This window comes from Marinilactibacillus sp. XAAS-LB27, assembly GCF_036039175.1.
In the GTDB taxonomy this organism is placed as follows: Bacteria; Bacillota; Bacilli; order Lactobacillales; family Carnobacteriaceae_A; genus Marinilactibacillus.
The window spans coordinates 97,635-118,720 of record NZ_JAYXKP010000004.1 but is presented as its reverse complement, the minus strand read 5'-3'; the positions used below and the strand labels follow the sequence as shown (position 1 = coordinate 118,720).

13 protein-coding genes are annotated in these 21,086 nt (G+C 39.8%); 1 reads left to right on the top strand and 12 read right to left on the bottom strand.

Going from position 1 to position 21,086, the window contains the following annotated elements:
- Nucleotides 1-103 precede the first annotated feature (103 nt).
- From VXN63_RS06865 to VXN63_RS06815, 11 genes are all read right to left on the bottom strand, one after another.
- The gene (locus VXN63_RS06865; RefSeq protein ID WP_327757282.1) at nucleotides 104-832 is read right to left on the bottom strand and encodes an amino acid ABC transporter ATP-binding protein; all 729 of its coding nucleotides are present in this window, start codon (nucleotides 830-832) and stop codon (nucleotides 104-106) included.
- Nucleotides 825-2,279 (bottom strand): amino acid ABC transporter substrate-binding protein/permease, encoded by a 1,455-nt coding sequence (locus tag VXN63_RS06860; protein WP_327757280.1) that lies wholly within the window; start codon nucleotides 2,277-2,279, stop codon nucleotides 825-827. Before VXN63_RS06860 ends, VXN63_RS06865 begins: the two co-directional genes overlap by 8 nt.
- Before the next feature lie 360 nt (nucleotides 2,280-2,639).
- Nucleotides 2,640-3,611, bottom strand: coding sequence for a CehA/McbA family metallohydrolase (locus tag VXN63_RS06855; RefSeq protein ID WP_327757278.1), 972 nt, complete (start codon nucleotides 3,609-3,611; stop codon nucleotides 2,640-2,642).
- A gap of 4 nt (nucleotides 3,612-3,615) precedes the next feature.
- Nucleotides 3,616-4,071 (bottom strand): hypothetical protein, encoded by a 456-nt coding sequence (locus tag VXN63_RS06850; RefSeq protein WP_327757277.1) that lies wholly within the window; start codon nucleotides 4,069-4,071, stop codon nucleotides 3,616-3,618.
- On the bottom strand, nucleotides 4,068-4,934 hold the full coding sequence (locus VXN63_RS06845) for an ABC transporter permease (protein ID WP_327757276.1): 867 nt from the start codon (nucleotides 4,932-4,934) through the stop codon (nucleotides 4,068-4,070). The genes VXN63_RS06850 and VXN63_RS06845 overlap by 4 nt, the downstream gene beginning before the upstream one ends.
- A gap of 110 nt (nucleotides 4,935-5,044) precedes the next feature.
- Nucleotides 5,045-6,193: an extracellular solute-binding protein gene (locus VXN63_RS06840; RefSeq protein ID WP_327757274.1), complete on the bottom strand. Its 1,149-nt coding sequence runs from the start codon at nucleotides 6,191-6,193 to the stop codon at nucleotides 5,045-5,047.
- Nucleotides 6,194-6,198: 5 nt separating this feature from the next.
- On the bottom strand, nucleotides 6,199-7,176 hold the full coding sequence (locus VXN63_RS06835) for an ABC transporter ATP-binding protein (protein ID WP_327757273.1): 978 nt from the start codon (nucleotides 7,174-7,176) through the stop codon (nucleotides 6,199-6,201).
- Nucleotides 7,177-7,217: 41 nt separating this feature from the next.
- Entirely contained in the window at nucleotides 7,218-8,126 is a 909-nt protein-coding gene (locus tag VXN63_RS06830; protein WP_327757272.1) for an ABC transporter permease, read from the bottom strand.
- A complete protein-coding gene (locus VXN63_RS06825) occupies nucleotides 8,098-8,790 on the bottom strand; it encodes a glycerophosphodiester phosphodiesterase (protein WP_327757271.1) in 693 nt (230 codons plus the stop codon). The genes VXN63_RS06830 and VXN63_RS06825 overlap by 29 nt, the downstream gene beginning before the upstream one ends.
- A gap of 244 nt (nucleotides 8,791-9,034) precedes the next feature.
- Entirely contained in the window at nucleotides 9,035-9,769 is a 735-nt protein-coding gene (locus tag VXN63_RS06820; protein WP_327757270.1) for a glycerophosphodiester phosphodiesterase, read from the bottom strand.
- A gap of 138 nt (nucleotides 9,770-9,907) precedes the next feature.
- Complete coding sequence (locus VXN63_RS06815; protein WP_327757269.1) at nucleotides 9,908-11,023, bottom strand: SDR family oxidoreductase; 1,116 nt, start codon at nucleotides 11,021-11,023, stop codon at nucleotides 9,908-9,910.
- 219 nt (nucleotides 11,024-11,242) lie between these two features.
- Between VXN63_RS06815 and VXN63_RS06810 the strand changes: the two genes are divergently transcribed.
- Nucleotides 11,243-11,935: a class A sortase gene (locus tag VXN63_RS06810; protein ID WP_327757268.1), complete on the top strand. Its 693-nt coding sequence runs from the start codon at nucleotides 11,243-11,245 to the stop codon at nucleotides 11,933-11,935.
- Between the two features lie 93 nt (nucleotides 11,936-12,028).
- Here the strand turns inward: VXN63_RS06810 and VXN63_RS06805 are convergent, their stop codons facing one another.
- Entirely contained in the window at nucleotides 12,029-20,632 is an 8,604-nt protein-coding gene (locus VXN63_RS06805; RefSeq protein ID WP_327757267.1) for an LPXTG cell wall anchor domain-containing protein, read from the bottom strand.
- Nucleotides 20,633-21,086 lie beyond the last annotated feature (454 nt).

The window sequence follows — 21,086 nt, the reverse complement described above, 5'->3', positions numbered from 1 at the left end:
TCTACTTATGTTCATAAAAAAGAAACCTGTAAAAGAAATCAAAAGTGATTTCTTTTACAGGTTTTCTTGTAGACATCTCTACTACTTAAGTTTGTTGAACAACTTATAGTACTTTATCTAAAAAGTCGCGTGTTCTTTCACTTTGTGGATTATTGAAAATTTGTTCCGGCGTACCGACTTCAACAATATGTCCTTCATCCATAAAGACGATGCGGTCTGCCATTTCTCTAGCAAATCCCATTTCGTGTGTAACGACAATCATCGTCATTCCTTCTTGCGCTAATTTCTTCATCGCGCCCAACACTTCTCCAACCATCTCAGGGTCTAAAGCACTTGTCGGCTCATCGAACAACATAATATCAGGATCCATGGCTAACGCTCTGGCAATTGCCACACGTTGCTTTTGTCCACCTGATAATGAACTTGGATAGGCATCAGCTTTATCTTCCATACCAACGCTCTCAAGTAACTTCATAGCTAGCTTTTTACTGTCTTCATTCGACAGATCCAATAATTGTTTTGGTGCTAACGTAATGTTATCTGTAACGGATAAATGCGGGAATAAGTTGAATTGCTGGAAAACCATCCCAATATTTTCACGAACTTTATTGATATCTTGAGAAGGATCTGTTAAGTCGTGATCGTCTACAATCACTTTGCCTCCGCTAACTTTTTCTAATAAGTTCATACAACGTAGGAACGTACTCTTACCAGAACCAGATGGCCCGATAATGACAACGACTTCCCCTTCTTTTACTTCTATATCAAGTCCTTTTAGGACTTCAAGATCTCCAAAACTTTTTCTTAACTGCTCTGTTTTAAGCTTAATCATTTGCTACTAATCTCCTTTCAATCAGATTAGATAGTTTCGTTAATAGGGTAATGATAATCAAGTAAATCAATGCGACAATAATCCACATTGGTCCTGACTGATATGAACGGGCAATAATAATGCGTCCCGTTTGAGTCAGTTCTACGATTCCGATCACCGATAAAATCGAAGTATCTTTTAACGTAATCACTAATTGATTAATCAAAGATGGAATCATTATTTTGATCGCTTGAGGTAATACAACTTTACGCATAGAAACGCCATAAGGGAGTCCTAAACTGCGTGCAGCTTCAAGTTGACCTTTTTCAACAGCTGCAATACCGCCTCGTACTTGCTCTGCGATATAAGCTGTTGTGTTAAGACTAAGTGTTACCACACCAGCCATAAAGGCCGTAATTTGTATTCCAAGTAATTGTGGAACTGTGAAGTACATAAAGAAAGCCAGTACAATCAACGGGATTCCACGTAAAACAGTTACGTAAAGATCCGCAATAACATTTAAAACTTTACTTGGTGTTGCACTAAATAATCCAATGATTGTTCCGGCCACCAAGGCAATCGCAAACGAAATCAATGTCAGCACTAATGTACGACCTAGCCCAGACATTAAGTTTCCGAAATTATTTTGGAGCAAACCGAAGAATCCAAGACTCTGACCAGGTTGAACACTATCACCTAGATACGTTTGCACAATTTCTTCATAAGTTCCATTTTCTCGGATATTCACTAGACCGGCATTGAACATTTCGATCAGTTCAGGATTTGCGCCTTTATTAACAGCAAATCCATAAGAATCTCCCTCTTCTGGGTTAGTAGGAAAGCTTAACTCTAAACCTTGTTGAATGGCATAAGCCATTACGGGGTAATCTTCGATAACCGCGTCAGAGTGTCTAGCTACAACATCTTCATACATACCCGCTGAATCTTCAAACTGGTTGATTTCAAAATCATAGTCTTCTTGAAGTTCTGCTGCAAGTTCCGCTCCAGTTGTTCCAACTTTTACGGCTACTGTTTTACCATCTAAATCTTCATAGCCATTAATTTCGTCGTTATCCTCACGAATAGCCATTACGGGACCGGCATCGAAATACGGATCGGAGAAGTCGAATGCTTCTTCACGTTCCGGTGTGATACTCATTGCCGCAATCATACCGTCAACTTGATTTGACTCAAGAGCTTGAAGTCCTGCACTGAAGTTCATCGGTCTTAGTTCAAATTCAAAACCCTGATCTTCTGCAATTGCTGTCAAGATATCAACGTCTATTCCGATATAATTCCCATCTTCATCTTGAAACTCAAATGGTGCGAACGTAACATCTGTAGCAATCGTATAATTCTGTCCTGTTTCAGCTGCATCCACTTTTACAGGAGATAAAACTAGATTTAGTAACAATGTAAATAAAAATAGCATTCCTAATGAAACTTTATTTTTCCTTTTAATTTCCATAATATTCATAGTACCCCTTTCAATTTTCCATACGACAATTATTTAATTATACAGCATGCATCCACCTGAAACAATCGAGAGCCCCTCTTAGAACACTACAATTATTAAATAAATATGAGAAAAACTTTAGATTATTAGTTAATACACTTTACATGCCAGTCTTCTTGTAAAGTTCGATACTATTAATTAGATAATAATGAATACTTTCAACTGAATATAATTTAAGTTATTTTTCGATTTCTATAAGTTAAATAGAATAAATATACACTTTTACGTATATTTAAATCTTGAACATACTAACTTTAAATAAAAAATCTATCTTATAGTAACGATAGATTTTTCAAGAGTGCTTTTATTAAATTATTTTAGGTACACTGGGTTGCCAATCGTTAGTCGAATATCTTCCTCGTTTTGATACCTTCCGATAATCTCAACTCTAACATAGCCGCTAGCTAATGTTTTATCAAAACGAAACGATGCACTTGTTTTCGAAAGTTCTATTTCTTCTATAATCATTTCGTTTTGGATGACAAGTATACGCTTCGGTTCGATATCTAACTCTTTTAAAAGCGGCAAACTTGGTTCAAGACAAGATACTGATATAGTATAAGTTCCTTCTGGTACCCTATCACCAAATGAATAGTCTATATTTTGACTAGTTAATGTCCATTCTAGTCGAGGAGCTAGAGTAATATACATGGATCCTTTTTTAAGTGCTGCTTTCATTGTGCTCTGTTCTAATTTATCCGGCACTTGAACATAAGTAATCCCTGGGAGTAAGCCTTTTGCATCTGGACGGTGCCAATCCCTTCCAGCAGAACAAGAAATTTCTATACCTGACTTCAATTTGCTCGTCCACAAATCATACGCTTTTTCGCTCCAGAACTGTTTGTGCGGAGCTGTTCGATTCCATACCTCAATATAATCTACTTTCGACCAATCTTGTACTTGAAACTCCCAATGACAACCGGTACAAATTGGGTTCCCAATAGCGAATGGATGCGCAATACCTACTAATCCTTCTGCCTCTTTTACTTGATCGATATGATGACCAATAGACTCTATCGTCGCTGTTCTCCAGTCAACAAAGTCTTTCGAATCATGGACTAGCATATGTCCAAAGTAGGTTGTCCATTCAATTCCCCTAAGGATAACCAATTTTTGATCTAACAATTTATCTACTATTTCTTCATAACCTGAATACGTATTATGATCCGTTAAAATCAATCCTTTATATCCAAAGTCCAAAGCCGATTCAACTAATTCCGTTACTGAGAAATCCCCATCACTATGGTGGGTATGTGCATGTAATTCTACTGGATACTGATTCATCTGTTTACCTTTCCACCTCCACTTGTATGGACACATTAACCTCTTTAGTGGCGATACAATGCGCGTTCAACTGAATTTCCCAACCGCCTGCGTTTATAGCTTGTTTGACAAATCCTTTGTCTGATCCGTGTTCAGATATCACGATTGTTTGGTGGTTATCTTTCCTGTGATGTGCGCCTACATAAGTCTTTTCATAGTTCAACGAAAGTGTAATTAAATTTTTGAGTGGAAGATATCGTTCTATATTTCCCCATTTTTTCTGTTCGCTTTCTGGTACAAAGCGTTGTAAAGCAGCTAGAATTTTTTCTTTCGCTACTTCCTCTTCTGCTTCATCAGGGTTGTAAGCAAAGTGAATGGTGAGCTTACTAGCTGGTTCAATCACATCAAATGGTAGGTTAATATTGGTCTGGTGGTGATCTTCTGTTAACTGAAGTTCTCGTTTTAGAATCGTTTCTTTCATGATTTTTCCCATTCCTGTTCTTTCATATTGTTGTAAATATATATGCCGGCAGAAACGGAACAAATCAGAAACATAATAACAGAGAGTGCTGCTGCTTTTTCATAGTCCATATAGCTATTAAACTGATCATATAGCGCAATACCTAGCATTTTAGGTGCATTCCCGCCCATAAGGTAAGGTGTAGTAAAGGATCCCACATTACTCATAAACACAAAAGTAACCGCGATAAGAGCGTCTTTATACGATAAAGGGAAAATCATTTTCCAGAATATCATCCATTTAGTTGCACCCACGTCTTTAGCACTATCGATAATAGAATCCTGAACACTTGAAAGTGCTGCTAAAATAATTAGAGTAGCAAACGGAATATTAAACCATAAATTCATCAAAATAATACCTCTGAAATTGTACATCCATCCAAGTTGAATTTCGATTCCAATAACTTGACCTACACGACTAATGACGCCCGAGTCGCGAATAACCATGATGACTGAGTAAACAGCTACCATTCCAGGTATAAACCTCGGTAATAAATTCATTGCTGCCATCCATTCACTTAACTTTGAATCGCTGAACCTAATATACAGAGCCATGATGTAACTAAACAGGATGGTAAGAACGACCGTTGCTAATACTATCCCTAGGGTATAAATCAAATTACTCTGCTGTAAGGGGTTCGTTAGAAAGTAGAGATAGTGTTCAAATGTAAATGCTCCGGTTTCTTTAACCTGGAAACTACGTATTATAGAATTTATGATAGGGTATATTACGAATACTGATACAACGAGCATCGCCGGTGCAACCATAATATACGGTATCATCCATTTATGCTTTTGATGATTCTTTTCGCTTGATTCGACCAATGTTTTTCCCTCTTTCTAAAAGCATACACCTTCCGGATAAACCCTCCCTCGAGGGTTTGGATCGAACGGAAGGTGTATGAATATAATTTATACTATTCTCTGTGCTGAGGTTAATCCAATGGTGCGATTTCCTCGTCCCATCTTTCGGTTAATTCTGTGCCCAGAGTCCCTGTACTTGTCACACGGAATTTCGAAATATCTAATCCTTCTAACAAAGTTGTATTATTTGACTCAAAGTCACTACTGTCAATTAATGGAATAGCTGCCATCTGGTCCAATAAAATCTCTTGCACTTCTTTTGATACCATAAAGTCCATTACAGCGTGGCGAGCTTCATCACTAGCTTGACCAATAGATGGCATTGAAAGTGCATCAACATTTCCCGTAAATGCAGGATCTATTTGAGTGATCTTAATAGATTCTGGCAATGTACCTTCACTTAGTTGTTGAATAGACATATCTGCCCAAGCAGGGATCATATCGACTTCTTGAGCAGCCAATAAATCAAGTGTTCCTTGGTTTGTATTCGGATAAATCGTTTGTCCACCTGTTTGATACAAGTAAGGATGTAACTCTTCTAATAAATCAAATCCTTGATCCCACTCCGTTTTCCAATCAGGATCGTCAGACGTTAACGCTTCTTCAGGTAAGAAGTTGTAAACAGACGTTGCTACAAACGAAGAACCCGCGCCACCAGAACCTGGACTGTTATAAGAAAAGCGTCCAGGATTATCTTTGATCCATTGATACAATTCTTCAGATGTTTGAGGTGGTGTCTGAACAACATCAGAGTTGTAAGCTAAAACAACCGTTGTTCCTCGGTAAGGTAGTAGATAATCTTCTCCCACAGCTACAGAAGACAATAAGTTTTCTGCATTTGGAACTTTACTAAAATCAATTGGATTAAATAAATCTTCATCAGACTCTGATATGTAAGAAGCATATTCAGCATCAGACAATAACACCATGTCGAAATCAGTGTTCTCTTCCCCGGCTTCATAAGCAGCTAACAATCTATCCTGAACACTTTGAGCTCCAGCACCTGACAGGACAAATTCCACGTTCAATTCATAGTCTTCTCCATATTCACTGTTATTGAAAGCTGTCTGAATTTCACTCATTGCTTGACGTACATTATCTGATCCTCCAGCCCAAAGTGTTACCTCGTTAGGTGATCCTTCACTAGCTCCTCCAGTCATATTACATCCGGCTAATAATGCTGCACACGCAAATACCGATAATCCCCATTTTTTATTCATTCTATTTATGCTCCTTTTTTATATAATTGAAATTTTGAGATATCAAAGAAAATAACTTGTCTTTCACTTAATTGCGTTGCTTGTTCTCTTGGTACGAAAGCTTTAATGACCATACTTTTGTATTCAATTAATACAGATGCGTAATGGCCTAACATCATGATAGACTGAACGATTCCCGAAAACTCAGCATCTTCGGTTTTTGTGATTTTGATATCTTCCGGTCGAAACGCTTTGCTATTATTGTCTTCTTCTAGAAAGTTCATCTGTCCAATAAAAGAAGCAACATAGGCGTCTTTTGGTGCATCATAGATTTCAGAAGGCGTCCCTATCTGTGCCATTTCTCCTTTATTCATCACCACAATACGATGAGAAAGTGCCATCGCTTCTTCTTGATCATGCGTTACAAACACGACCGTAATGTTTAATTCTGACTGAATTCTTTTTAATTCTTCTCGCATCTGCATCCGAATTTTTGCATCTAAAGCAGAGAAAGGTTCATCTAGTAAAAGCACGGCTGGTTTAAGTAATAAAGATCTTGCAATCGCAATTCTTTGTTGCTGTCCACCTGACAACTGCGTCGGATATTTTTTCTCTGTTCCATCCATTTTCAATAAAGCCAGCATTTCTGTTATATCTCTTTTGATTTCATTTGTTGCTATCTTTCGTAGTTTCATTCCAAATGCTAGGTTTTCGTACACTGTCATGTGTGGCCAAAGATTGTAACTCTGAAAAACCATTCCTGTCGGACGTTTTTCTGGAGAAAGGTTTGTAACGTCTTCTCCATCAATTTTCACTTTACCTGATGTTACTTCATTGAACCCACCTAACACTCTCAGAATCGTTGTCTTTCCACATCCTGAAGGTCCTAGCAATGTTAGAATTTCTCCTTCGTAAATCTCTAAATTTACGTCTCTAACACCATCTCCATTAGTATAAGTTTTGGTAACTTGTTCGATTTGTACTTTGACTGGTTTTTGAGACAATATCGTTACTCCTGTTCTTTCTGAATAGTTTACTTAAATGATTAATTGATCTTGATGCCTTTTGAGAGTGCTTTTGGTCCTATATATTTCCTGAATAGGAACAGAACAACAGCTGACGGAATCATTAAGATTAAGGCAAAAACGGCTCCTGCTGCTGGTGGATAAGAGAAAATGATGCCATACATAGAGGTAGCCATAGTTTGTATTTTCGGGAATCCTACTAAAAGTGTTCCTTGAGCTTCATCTAGTGAACCTAAAAATGTATAAATAGAAGCAATGGCAATGCCAGGAGCGGCTAAGGGTAGCGTTACTTTCGTAAAAGTTCTAAAAGGTCCGGCTCCTACATCCCGAGCTGCTTCTTCTTGCTGTCTATGAACGCTTCTAAAAGCTCCTGCTGGCAACCAAACCATAAACATCAATGTATTAATTAAATGAATAATCAGCACCCCTTGGAATGTACCCATTAAATTCAAGCGGTAAAACAGAATCCCTATGGATGTATATAGTCCAATCTTTGGAAAAGCATTTGAGAATAAAAAGGAAAACATAATAATCTTTTTGCCTTTAAAATCAAATCTTGCTAGGGCATATGCTGCTGGCAAGCAAATAATCAATGACAAAGAGGTACTTAAAAATGCAATTAAAAACGAATTAAAGATGGAATCAATCAAATTCTGTTGGGATAAAATAAAGTCCCACCATTGAAGTCCAAATTCTCTTGGAATTACATCTGGAAACTGGTAGACATTTGCGAATGCCAGCATAAACGTATTCATTAATGGTCCGTAAAAAATCAGTAAGAATATAGAAAAAATGATAAATTCAATAAACCTTTTTTTCCCAACTGCAAAGTAAAACCGTCTAGGGTTTAACATCTTGATCATATCGGCAATACTTGTCAGGATTCCTGAAACAATATATTTATTGCGTTCTTTTGGTAGATTGGCCAATCTGTTGTCCAACTCCTTTTTTCTCAATATATTCGATTGCTCGTTTGGTCGTAACGTTATACAAGTCTTGCTGTGCAAAGGCTTGAATCATTTCAAGGTTATCTACCGTCCAGACAGATAGCTGCAGATCATTCTGATGGCAAAGTTCAATCCACTCTTTTGAACAATACCCATAATAAAGATTCAAGGTATGTAATTTATACTTCCTACAGAAGTAATGTAGGACATCAAAGTGGGCTTTCTTCAATTCTTTAACGGTGTAAATATTGGGTAGACAGTTTTCGATATTGTAAAAAATCTTATCTCTATCCCACATAGAAAGATGCGATGGTTCAACGGTTCCCGAAAAGATGACTTGATCAAATACTTCTCGTTTTTCTGCGGTCCACTGCACTTCTGCTTCCAATCCTTTTTCTTTTAAATCGCAATTAATTTTGATTTTTGAAGATCTTTTAGCGATGTACTTAAAGGCAGTATCCAAATCTAGCAAGCATCCTATTGACTCAGGCGAATAAATCGTATCATGGCTTAAGTAAAGCTGTCCGTTTTGTGCACGTCTCACATCTATTTCCAGACAATCCACGTTATAGTCAATCATCTTATCGATATACTCTAGACTGTTATTTGGTGTAGCATCACTTCCAGAATGAGCGGTAAGTAACATGTATGTTTCCTCCCTTTCTTTAACTACACATTAAGTATAAAAATCCTCTGTAAAGTTCTTCCTCTATCTTTTGTTAATTCAGACCTTTGCACTTTGTAGATTGTGTAAATATTCCACATTTTTTTGTTTTTTTGTGGAAATTTTGAATACCGTGCCTCTACACCATCAAAATATAAAATTTTGTACTAAAAAAGAGGAAGCACGGGATTCCGCGTTTCCTCTTTTCATAAAATTCTCTGACATATTAGTTTGCTCGAATTTTTTGTATTTCATTCACTCTGTCAGGATAATCCGTAATCAAACCATCCACTTCATTTTCCAGCGCTTCTTTTATATTCGTTTCTACGTTAATTGTCCACACATTAATTTTTAATCCCATTTTATGAATATGTTTAACAACCGTTTCATTTACAGCGCTTCCGAGTGGATGAATGCAATCTATACCCATCTCGTAAACTTTTTGAATTTCTTTCTCTCTACAATCCAAAACAAGCAATCCAGTTTGGACCTCTGGTTCTAGTTGCTTTATGCGAGCCAAACTTTCTTCGTGGAAAGAAGAAAATAGGATTTTATCCATACAGTCATACTTGCGTAATTGTGTTACAACTCTCTGTTCTAGCCCAGTATCTTCACCCGACAATGCTTTTAACTCTATATTGGTTAATAGAGGCGTATTTACTGCCCACTCTAAATACTCGTTCAAAGTTGGAATCTTGCAGTTTTCTGCACCTTCTTGCTCTTCTAAATCAAAGGATAATTGGTTCAATTCTTCTAATGTATGATCCTTTACAAATCCGGATCCATTGGTTAATCGGTCCAGTTTATCATCGTGGAAAACCACGATCTCTTTGTCACTTGTTAGCTGTACATCTAACTCGATGCCGCCAGCTCCTGCTTCAAGTGCTTTTTCAAAGGCAATCATGGTATTTTCTGGATATTCTCCGCTGAATCCTCTATGTGCATAATTTAAACTCTTCATCTTTTTTACTCCTCTTTAACGATTAATGCTAAAAAAATCACTTCAGCAACCAATTGTACATGTCATACTTTTAAATGCATAGCTCTTAGACTCAAAAAAGCAGGGTAGCTTAAGTTCAGCTACCCTGCTTTTGTTTTTTTAGAATAAGCTTTTTTTGAGTTTTTTGATTTCCATTACTTTTTTGACTTCCATTGCTTTTTTAACTTCTATTACTTTTAACGCTGCTAATGCAGCTCCAACCGTCATGAGTCCAATAGTTGAAAGTGCGGGGTGTTTTTTCGCTTTCACCATAAGGCTTTTCGGTCTATGCCAACCTAAATTCGTTCCGCGTTCGTAAAGATCTTCTTTTGGTTCAAATAAATTTCCTGCTTCTGGAGCTGGAGACGACTGATTCTCGTCGTAATTTGTTTGGAATGTATTTAGTTCCATGATTTTATCCGTGATTCTTGGATGTACCATCCCGAAGATAGAAAAGAATTTCGCTTGTGTACCAACATACATATCACGTGTAGGATGTTCAGCTACATGTAAAATCGCTTCTGCGACACTTTCTGGTGGGTAGACAATCCCTTTGTGTGTCGGTTTTTTATCGATATAGCTGGTTGCGTGATCTGTATATGGTGTATCTATTCTGGCTGGATGTATCTGAGAAATAACAACCGGCGCATGCTCTTTTTCAAGTTCCATACGAATTCCATCTGTAAATCCTCTGATAGCATGTTTACTGGCAGAATAAATCGACTGTACTGGGAAAGCACGATTGCCGACTACACTCCCTAAATTGATAATCGATCCTGGTTCTCCTTTTTCTTTGTAATGCGCAACGGCTTTTCTAGTTCCGTATACAATACCCCAGAAATTGATATCAAATAGGTGACGCATATCTTCTACTGGTATCTCTGCAGAATATCCATATAGCGCTACTCCTGCATTATTGACCCAAGTATCAAATCCACCAAAATGTCCAATAGCTCTATCTGCAATCTTATCGATATCTTCTTCCTTAGATACATCTGCTACTACGTAAACAGACTCTGTTCCCCTTACTTTCAATTCTTTTTGAAGAATATTCAACGCATCTTCATTTCGAGCCGCAAGTACTAGTTTTACACCTTGCTCCGCTGCCATTCTCGCAGTGACAAGCCCAATTCCACTTGTTGCTCCAGTAATCACCATTACTTGATTTTTTAATTTTTTCAATTTCAACTTCATACTATTTAAGGGCATTCCTGTATCTACTGTTCTTTGATCCATTATAAAGTCCTCCTTATGAATTTGTTCAACTAATTCATACCTATCTTAAGGAAAAAATGTAGCCGTATACAACTAATACGCTTAAAGTCATTGATGTTATTTCATTTATAATTAAAAGATTCTTTTTACTTTCTCACGTTCACTTTTTCTAACACATATGTCCATTAAATACTGTATACTGTGTATATCGTCATAATCTAAATCCAAAAGGTGAGATCCATGTCTGATAAAACAAAATCTAAAATCATTTCTTTTCTTGCTGCTTTTTTACTTATTCTAGGCCTTATGTTCTTAGCTGCAGAACCTTTGCAAAATCTTTTAGTGCAACGGAGGAGCACAGAAACGTTAACAGTCACTACATCTGATATAGAGCAAAACCTTTCTTATGCAGATGGGAACTTTGACTTTGAATCTGTGGAAGAAGTTACTATCGCAGACGTTCTTAGAGCACAGTTATCCGATTCCAAGTTACCAGTAATTGGTTCCATTGCCATACCGGAAGTTGATCTGCACCTCTCCATATTAAAAGGTCTGTCGAATGATAACCTCTTAACGGGTGCAGGAACGATGAAACAAGACCAACAAATGGGACAAGACAATTACGCCCTAGCAAGTCACAACATGAAGGATCCTACTTTATTGTTTGCTCCATTGCATAAAGCAGAACCCGGAATGAAAGTTTATTTAACAGATGCTTCAAACTTTTATATTTATGAAATTACTACTCATAAAATCATTAACCCTACAGAAGTATCTGTTATCGAAGATACAGATGATGCTCTAGTGACCTTGATTACTTGTAATTACGAAGGTGATAAACGACTTTTAACTCAAGGCAGATTATTAGACACTATTCCTGTTGACGAATCAGAAGAAATTGCTTCCTATTTTGATTTAAATGAATCAATCTAATTCAAATTTCATTTCGTGCTAAAAAGCCATTATCCTAAGATTTCAGGGAAATGGCTTTTTTAGTCTTTGTTTACTTAATTCAATCTACTATTCTTATACTTTATTTTTTCTATTTCTATTTTTGAAGAACAATGCTCCAGCAAGTCCAATCAATCCTAAACCAATTGCTGTCAGAGTGATTGTATCTGCGCTAGAAGTTTGAGGTAAAAATCCACTAGGTCTAGATGATGGTCCACGAACACTATCTCTACCTGGTACGATTCCAAGTTGTCCTCTTCCTCCAGACATAACAGCCGTATCACTTCTCATTTCTTCACCATCTCTTGTTACTTCAGTATAAACTCTAATAACTTCTCCTGAAGCAACTGGTCTTCCTATTGGAATATTGAAACTTCCATCAGCATTTACTGGTCCTCTAATGACTGTTCCATCAGGTAATACTACTACAACCTCAATTTCAGAATCTTCTGGAAGTTCAGAAGGTGGTGTTGTTACTCCACCAACTTCAGTATCTCCAGGATTAATTGGGTCGACTATTGGTGTTCCTGGAATGCCTGGTTCTCCTGGCTCTCCTGGTCCTCCCGGCTCTCCTGGCTCTCCCGGTTCTCCCGGCTCTCCTGGCTCTCCTGGCTCTCCCGGTTCTCCTGGCTCTCCCGGTTCTCCTGGTTCTCCTGGCTCTCCTGGTCCTCCTGGTTCTCCTGGTTCTCCCGGTTCTCCTGGCTCTCCTGTTTCTACACTAGCTACTGTTGTAAATGCTGGAAGACTCATTCTCATTTCATCTCCGTTGAAAGCAACCATCCTAGCTGTGATCCAGCTTCCTGGCTCTAAGTCGATTCCATCTAATGACAGTGTAAAGAATCCATCCTCGTCTACCAACACTCTAAATGTTTCATCTATACCTTCAATTGTGATATATGCCCATAGTTCTGTTCCTTCTGGCATATTAGAAGTCATATCTGGTGTTCTACCAACCAATTCAGTCGAATTCTCAAATATTGGTTGAAGTGTTGGAACTGCTGGCTCAAAGTCAGCCCATTCATTACCCGGTTCTTCCGGATCAACTGGTACTTCTGCTGCACCTACAGTAACAGTAGCAGGCATACTAGCAACTGTTTCTCCACCATTCATCGCTACAATATCAACATTCAGCAAGTCTCCTGGTTCCAGCGCGAGACCATCAAGAGAAAAAGCGAATGTACCGTCAGGGTTCACCATGACCATAAATATTCTTCCATCTGGAAGTGTCAATCTAGCAAACAAGACAGTTCCTTCTGGATAACGGTCAAGTGTATCTGTTGTTCTACCTGTCAGAACTGTGGCATTTTCAGTTACAGGATTAACAGCTGGGATGAGTGGTTCAATTCCTTCGAATACACCTTCATCCGGCTCTTCTCCTCCTGGTTCTTCTTGACTAGATCCTACAGTTAATTCAGAAGGCAAGCTTTCTACTCTATCATCGTTATATTCTCCTACAACGACTACTGAAACTGTCTCTCCTGGTTCCAATTCTCTACCTTCAAGATCTACTTCAAATGTTCCATCTTCGTTAATAACACCTATTAAGACGTCTCCATTTGGCAATGTCACTTCGATAGTCAAAGTAGCACCTTCCGGCAAGCTTGATGGTAAGTTTGGTGAACGTCCTGTAATTGTTTCAGAATCTTCCGTTATTGGATCAACGGCTGGCACTCCTGGAACGAAGTCTCCCCATTCATCAACTGGATCCACGATTTCTGGTCCAACTGTAACGTTTGAAGGATCACTTGCTTTCGTCTCATCTCCTCTAGTAGCTTCGACGACGACAGCGATCGTATCTCCTTCACTTAATTCAACATTGATTGGTACAGTAAATGTTCCATCATCATTGACAGGAACCCTTATTACTTCTCCATCCGGCAATGTTACAACCACTTCCAGTTCAGTGTCTTCTGGAAGATTTGCTGGTAGATCTGGAGTTGAACCTGTAATTTCATCTGTATTCTCTGGTACTGGATTGACGACTGGAATCGCTGGCGTATAGTTATCCCAAGCTTCATCCTCACCGACGGCACCTGCAGTGACAGTTACTACAGAAGTACCACTTGTTATCGGATCATTACCTTCTCTAGAAGCAACAACCGCGACTGAAAGTACATCTCCTTCTTCCAGAGTTACACCTTCTAACGAGAATTCAAACGATCCGTCTGGACTGACCACTACGTCTACTTCAGTACCATCAGGTAATGTAAGAACAGCTGTCAAGGTTGTTCCTTCTGGCGTATTCTCTGGTGTATTAGCTGTAAACCCTGTCAGTGAAGTTGCATCTTCTGACACTGGATCCAGCGCTGGAATCGCTGGCGTAAAGGCTGCCCATTCTTCATCTGGATCAACGGGATCAGTAGGATCGACTGGATCAATTGCTCCAGAACCAATCGTGATTGTAGCTGGAGTCCCTGTTGCTGTTTCGTCTCCTAATGTCGCAACAATCGTTACTGTTAACGTTTCTCCTTGTATCAATTCAATTCCATCTAATGGTAAACTGAAGGCGCCGTCAACAACTTCAACCGTTTCAGTGCCGCCTCCTGGTAAAGTGATTACCGCATTCAATGCCGTTCCTTCAGGAAGATTAGCTAGTATATCTGGTGTCGTACCTGTTAGTTCAGTAGAATCTTCTGTTACTGGATTAACGGTTGGTACTGCTGGGATATAATCGCCCAAGCCTAACTCAGGTTCAGGATCAACTGGATCAACGGCTCCTGTACCAACGGTCGTACTAGCTGTACCACTGAATCTAGGCTCTTCACCTTCTCGTTCTGCTCTTATCGTAGCTGTAATAGTTGAGCCTGCTTCAAGCGTTCCTGCAGCTACTTCAAAGCTAAAGGCGCCATCAACAACAGTTGCTTCAACGTCTCCTACTCCCGGAATACTTAGTACTGCGAACAGTGTAGCATCCGCCGGCACTGCATCTCCGACATCAACTGTATTTCCGCTGACAACTGTAGTATCCGCATCTACTGCGTTAAGCGTTGGCGTTGCCGGAGTATAAGCTTCCCATGCTTCATCTGGATCTTCAGGAAGTGGATCCGGTGTACCTTCACCAATTGTAATCGTAGCTGGTGCACTTGTTAACGGTTCTTGCCCTTCTAATGAAGCAGTGACGGTTGCAGTAATTGTTTCTCCTGCTACAAGCGCCGCTCCTGCTAGAGGTGTACTGAAAGTACCATCTGCTGCGACTGTCTCAGTAACTGTTCCTAGTCCAGGAATTACAAAGCTTACTGTCAGTGCTGTTCCTTCTGGGTAAGTGCCGGCGATATCGTTTGTACTACCTGTTAACACTGTAGAATCTTCCGTTACACCTGATAGGCTTGGAATTGCTGGTGAATAACCTAACCATGGATCAGCCGGTTCTCCAGGTTCTTCTGGAGTACTTGGTTCACTAGCCCCTACGGTTGTTGTCGCTGGTAAACTAACTCTTTCTTCTCCTTCACGAACCGCAAGAATTGTTGTAAGAATATCTTGTCCTGGTGTCAAATCATTTCCTTCTAAATCAACTGTAAAGGATCCATCTTCTCCAACTGGCGCTGTAAGTGTACCGCCACCTGGTAAAGTCACTATCGCAGTCAATACTGTTCCTGCTGGAACTTCTCCTGGTCGATTCTCAGTGGTCCCTGTTACTGTAGTTGATGCATTCGTTAACGGATTAACGGTTGGAACAACTGGGTTGAATGCTTCCCATTCCTCATCTGACGGATCTTCTGGAACTTCTACAGAACCCGTAGCGATTGTTGTAGTCGCTGCTGGACTGTCAATCCTATCGCCATTACGTTCAGCAAATATCAGTGTCGAAATGGTTTCACCTTCTGGTAAATCTTGACCTTCAAGTGATACAACAAATGTTCCATCTGCTGCTACTAGTGTGTTCAAAACAGTACCATCTGGTAACGTTACTTGAGCGTTTAATGTAGCTCCATCCGGTAACAAGCCTGGAGTATTCAATGTAGAACCTGTCAATTCTACAGACTCCGAAGTTACTGGGTTGACCGATGGTACTGTCAGCACTAAGCTATCCCATTGATCATCTGGATCTTGTGCGCCCGTACCAATTGTAATTGTAGAAGCAGGACTAGTGATAACTTCCCCATTTCTACTTGCTTCAACGGTTACGGATATCGCTTCTCCAGCAGTTAATGTCTGGCCATCTAGAGAAATTTCAAAGTTACCCGCTGCGTCTACAATAGCATCCAATTCCGTGCCGTCTGCTAAAGTAGCGATTGCGTTTAAGGTTGTTCCTTCTGGAGCATCACTTGGTAAATTCACTGTTGTTCCAGAAAGTACAGTTGAATCTGCTGTTACTGGATTCACTAATGGAGTAGATAGTGCATAGTTTTCCCAAGCTTCATCTGGATCTGTTGGTTCTTCTGGATCAATTGCCCCAGCTCCAACAGTTGTTGTTCCGATTGCACTTGATATTTCTTCTCCACCTAACGCCCCAAATATTTGAACAGATACAGTTTGCCCTTCAACTAACTCAAAGTCTCCTAGAGCTGCTGTAAACATACCTGTTTCGTCTACGTCTACATCTAAAGTACTTCCGTCAGGTAACGTAATAACGGCTCTAAGTTCCGCTCCATCTGGTACAGTGTTTGCAAGGTTTCCGATCATTCCGCCAACAGTTTCAGAATCTTCCGTTAATGCATTGAGTGTTGGAACACCTAAGGCGAATTCTCCCCATGGATCTTCTGGATCTATTTCAAACGGTGTGATTGTTCCCGTAGCTGGTACACTTGAACGAGTTTCTCCTCCAAATGAAGCAAACGTTCTAACCTCAAACTCTTCACCCACAACTAATGACATACCTTCTAGATTAAATGTAAATGAACCATCATCAGCTACGTCTGCTGTAATCCATTCTCCATCTGGTAGCATTCTAAACTGTGCGACCAATTCCATACCCTCTGGTAACGTTTCAGGAGTATCAGGTGTTGAACCAGTCAAACTTGTTGCATTGGCTGGTAACGTACCGACTGTTGGTGCACTTGGTAAGAAACCACCCCAATCCGGCGTTTCTGGTTCTTCTGGATCAGTCGGCTCTTCATCCTCTTCGCCGGCCGCAACTACACTGACTGCTGTCGGACTTATTGAACTTACATCACCTAATGTACCGATAATTTCGACAGCGACGATATCTCCTTCAGACAATTCTAGTCCGTCAAGATCGTAAACGAATGTACCGTCTGGCAAGACTGGCGCTTGGACAACTGTTCCACCTGGTAAAGTGATGTAAGCAATAGATTCTGCGCCTTCCGGAATCTCTTCTGGATCGTTGCTAATTGCTCCGCTAATCGTTTCCGAATCTGCAGTCAATGAGTCAATAACTGGTAGACCAAATTCAAAGTCACCCCATGGATCTGCAGGTTCTTCTCCTTCTCCAGCTGTTACCGTAGTCGTTGTTACATCACTTGACAAACTAACTTCATCAAGAAGACCGATAATTTGGACTGAAACTTCTTCTCCCTCAGCTAGTGCTAGACCTCTTAGTGATGCTGAGTATGCTCCATCTACTACTGGGACATTCAAAATAGCTCCATTTGGTAAAGTGATTCGAGCTGTAAGAATTGCATCACTAGGAATTTCTTCAACTGGGTTTCCAATTGCTCCACTGATTACTTCTGTATCGGTTGTCACAGTATTAATCGTTGGTGCATCTAATGTGAAGTCACCCCAAGGATTTTCTGGCTCCGGTTCTTCTTCACCGGCTAGCACCGTCGCTGTTGCAGGATTACTTGTGACTGTTTCTCCACCGAGAACCCCAGAAATTTCTACCGAAATCTCTTCTCCCTCAGTTAATACTAAACCACCTAATGAAGCGGTATAAGTTCCATCAGCTGCCAGTGGTGCTCTTAATACATCCCCGTTTGGTAATGTAATTAAGGCAGTCAAATCAGCTCCTGCTGGTACATCTTCAATAGGATTACCAATCGCTCCACTAATCACTGTTGAATCTTCTGTGACTGCGTTGATTATTGGTAGGCCAAACTCGAATCCTGCCCACGGATCTACTGGATCTTCTTCTCCAGCTAACACTTCCGCTGTGGCTGTTCCACTCGTTAATGTCACTTCATCAAGTGTTCCGATGATTTGAACTGCTACCGTTTGACCTTCAAGTAACTCTATGTCCCCGAGATCATACGAGTAAGTTCCATCATCTGCAACATCTACTTGAACAACAACACCGTTTGGCAAGGTAATAGAAGCAACTAATTCCGCTCCCGCAGGGACATCTGCAACATCATTACCGATTATTCCACTGATTGCTTCAGAATCTGCAGTAACTTCATCGATTGTTGGCAATTCAAAGGTAAAGTCTGCCCATGGATCTGCTGGTTCTTCTTCAGCAGGTAGAATAATATCAAAATACGATTCACTTTGAACTGTCGCTCCGTTTTCGGCTAGACCATTTATGAATACTTCAAAAGTTTCACCTTCTGGTAAGTCGACTCCTTCTAAATTAAAAGTAAAACTTCCATCCGGTTGGACAGTAGCTGAAATAATTGTATCTTCAGTAACCACTCTCATAAACGCAATGATTTCTACGCCATCTGGCACATCGCCAGGTAAAGTTGTGGTAGATCCTGATAATGTTTCAGAATTCGTTCTTAATTCCCCAGCGGTAGGAGCAGCTGGTACAAATCCACCAAAAGGATCTTCTGCAGAAATGATTCTTTCTACAACTGTACTACTTCTAGACTCGTTCCCCAATCTGGCTACAATGGATACGAAGATACTATCATCTTCTTGAAACTCATAGCCATCTGTAAAAATCGTAAAACTTCCATCTTCAGCTACTTCTGTTTCAAAAGCGCCTTGCCCCGGCACAAACCCTTGAGCGAAAAGCGTCACACCATCGGGTACATCCGCAGGTAAATCTGTTGTTGTACCCGACACTTCTGTAGTACCCACCAGAACTACGTTTTGAACAGTAGGTGCAACAGGACTGAACCCTTGCCAGTCTATATCCTCTGGCTCTTCTGGTTCTTCAACCGCCGGACCTACGACTCTTACTGCGGCGTCTCCTGTTCGAAATTCACCTTCTAAAGTAGCTCGTATTGCTATGTTGAGCACTTGCCCCTCAGTCAGTTCAATTCCTGTTAAATCAAAATCAAATGTTCCGTCGGGATTAACGTTCACTATAACGGGCGTTGCTTCTTCTCCAATTTGTAAAGTCGCTTCGAGCAAGGTTCCTGCGGGTATAGCCTCTAGATCATCTGTCACGTATCCCGATAACGTTGTTGAATCAACGGTTACTTCTTGTGTAGTCGGTACTCCTGGTGTATACCCTTGCCAGTCTGGATCTTCTGGTTCTTCAACGGCTTCTACAATCGTTGTTGTTGGAGAACTGTTCACTGTCCCAGCCGTATTTGATGCGCTAATGACTGTTGTGACTATATCGTTTGCTGTAAGATCAAAGCCCCCTAACGGAATAGAGAAGCTACCATCTTCCGCAACTTCTGCAGATACGGTTGATCCATCCGGTAAAGTTGAAATAGCTGTTAATGTAACATCGTCAGGTATTTCAATATCTGTTGTAGATCCTGTAATTTCTGTCGCCACTTCCGTTAATGGATCGACTGATGGGGCAGCAGGACTGAAAGGACCTTCTATGACTACACCATCAAATAGATAAGTTACAAAAGGTGCTTCGGTTTGAATGTCTGTTAGGATGTTAACATCTAGTAGTTCTGGACCTGTAACGGAAACCACAGCAGCTCTTACGTCCGCTGTTTCAGTATCTGGTTCTGTAACTGTCACATTTCTAAGTCTGAAGGATGAATTCCCAGCAACACTTAAATCTACTGTTTGATTTAATATCGGGTTCGTTCCCGATACTACCCCATTTACTAAAGTTGTAAGAGGAGCGACTAAGTTTCTTACAGGGATTAGTAATGGATTAACAACTGGTCCTAGTAAAAGATTTGTTACTCTGACTCCGTTGATTGCTGCAATCACTTCATTAACAATTCTTGCATAGTTTTGCGTAATGGCTTGCCCCAATCCTTGAGTAAAATCAGCTCTAAGGATGGTCGAACCATCCGCTGCTCTTGAAACTGTAGCGGGTACCGTAGCACTGTATGGAAGCGTGAGTGAATCTTGTAAAGCTTGGACAGCAGTTTGTAACCGCCCTAAACCAGATACACCCAATCCTTCGCCGACACCACCAACTGCGCCTATCAACGCACCGACTAATCCAGTTACACTATTTAAAGCTGCATTATCTAAAGCTGTTAACGTATTTGGCAGTAGAACGTTTACATTGATGTCAATCGTAGCGCTATTCGTATTAATTTCATCACTCAATTCTGGGGGGATAACAAATACTGCATTCTTTGGATCAATTAGTCCAGCTTGTACCCCACCACCTTGCCCACGCAAGGTTACATCAAGATTATAAGTCCCATCTGCGTTTTGAAAAATTCTCGTTCCTTCTTCTTCAGCCTGTCCAACGTTACTTTGTAATGTACTTCCTGCACCTAATAAACTAATATCTGCTAATGCTGCATTCACTTTCTGGTCTGAAAAACCGACAAATTGTCCATTTTGAAATAGTGGGGCAATCGGTTGAAAAGCTAGCGTCGTCGCAATGGCCGCGTAAGATGCTCTCTTCACATATCTGTTTACTTTTTTATTTTTCGCTTTTTTCGTTCGAGTATACTGTTTCAATTCTTTGTCCTCCTTCAAAACTCTTGCTTAGTTTTCCGTTTAGTAATGAAGCAGCAGGATAACACGCTTCTCAGGTGTCTTTATGTATCTATCCTACTTATACTTTTTCTCTCCCTTCCGTAATTTTTGTTACGAATTTAATCTTTTGAAATGTTCGATTAATTTCCGTAACTTCTCGAGAAAATAGTATCAAAAAGAACAAAACAATTAAATTGATACCTTAAAACCACTAATTTTGTTATATTTAAATTTGATGATTATAACAAATAGACCCATTTGTTTGAAAATGTTTTTCTATCAATTTACAATTGGAAAGGCTATCAAATAAACTCTTTAAAGTTTCTTTTTATGGGTGATACGATTAAAAGTGAAATTTTTCATAATAAATATTTCAATTATTATTTTTATGTAATAAACTCTATTTCGAGACTTTCGTATGGATAAGATGGAAAGG

Coding starts and splice junctions, on each gene's coding strand:
- VXN63_RS06865 (WP_327757282.1), bottom strand. CDS start 832: ATGATTAAGCTTAAAACAGAGCAGTTAAGAAAAAGTTTTGGAGATCTT.
- VXN63_RS06860 (WP_327757280.1), bottom strand. CDS start 2,279: ATGGAAATTAAAAGGAAAAATAAAGTTTCATTAGGAATGCTATTTTTA.
- VXN63_RS06855 (WP_327757278.1), bottom strand. CDS start 3,611: ATGAATCAGTATCCAGTAGAATTACATGCACATACCCACCATAGTGAT.
- VXN63_RS06850 (WP_327757277.1), bottom strand. CDS start 4,071: ATGAAAGAAACGATTCTAAAACGAGAACTTCAGTTAACAGAAGATCAC.
- VXN63_RS06840 (WP_327757274.1), bottom strand. CDS start 6,193: ATGAATAAAAAATGGGGATTATCGGTATTTGCGTGTGCAGCATTATTA.
- VXN63_RS06825 (WP_327757271.1), bottom strand. CDS start 8,790: ATGTTACTTACCGCTCATTCTGGAAGTGATGCTACACCAAATAACAGT.
- VXN63_RS06820 (WP_327757270.1), bottom strand. CDS start 9,769: ATGAAGAGTTTAAATTATGCACATAGAGGATTCAGCGGAGAATATCCA.
- VXN63_RS06815 (WP_327757269.1), bottom strand. CDS start 11,023: ATGGATCAAAGAACAGTAGATACAGGAATGCCCTTAAATAGTATGAAG.
- VXN63_RS06810 (WP_327757268.1), top strand. CDS start 11,243: ATGTCTGATAAAACAAAATCTAAAATCATTTCTTTTCTTGCTGCTTTT.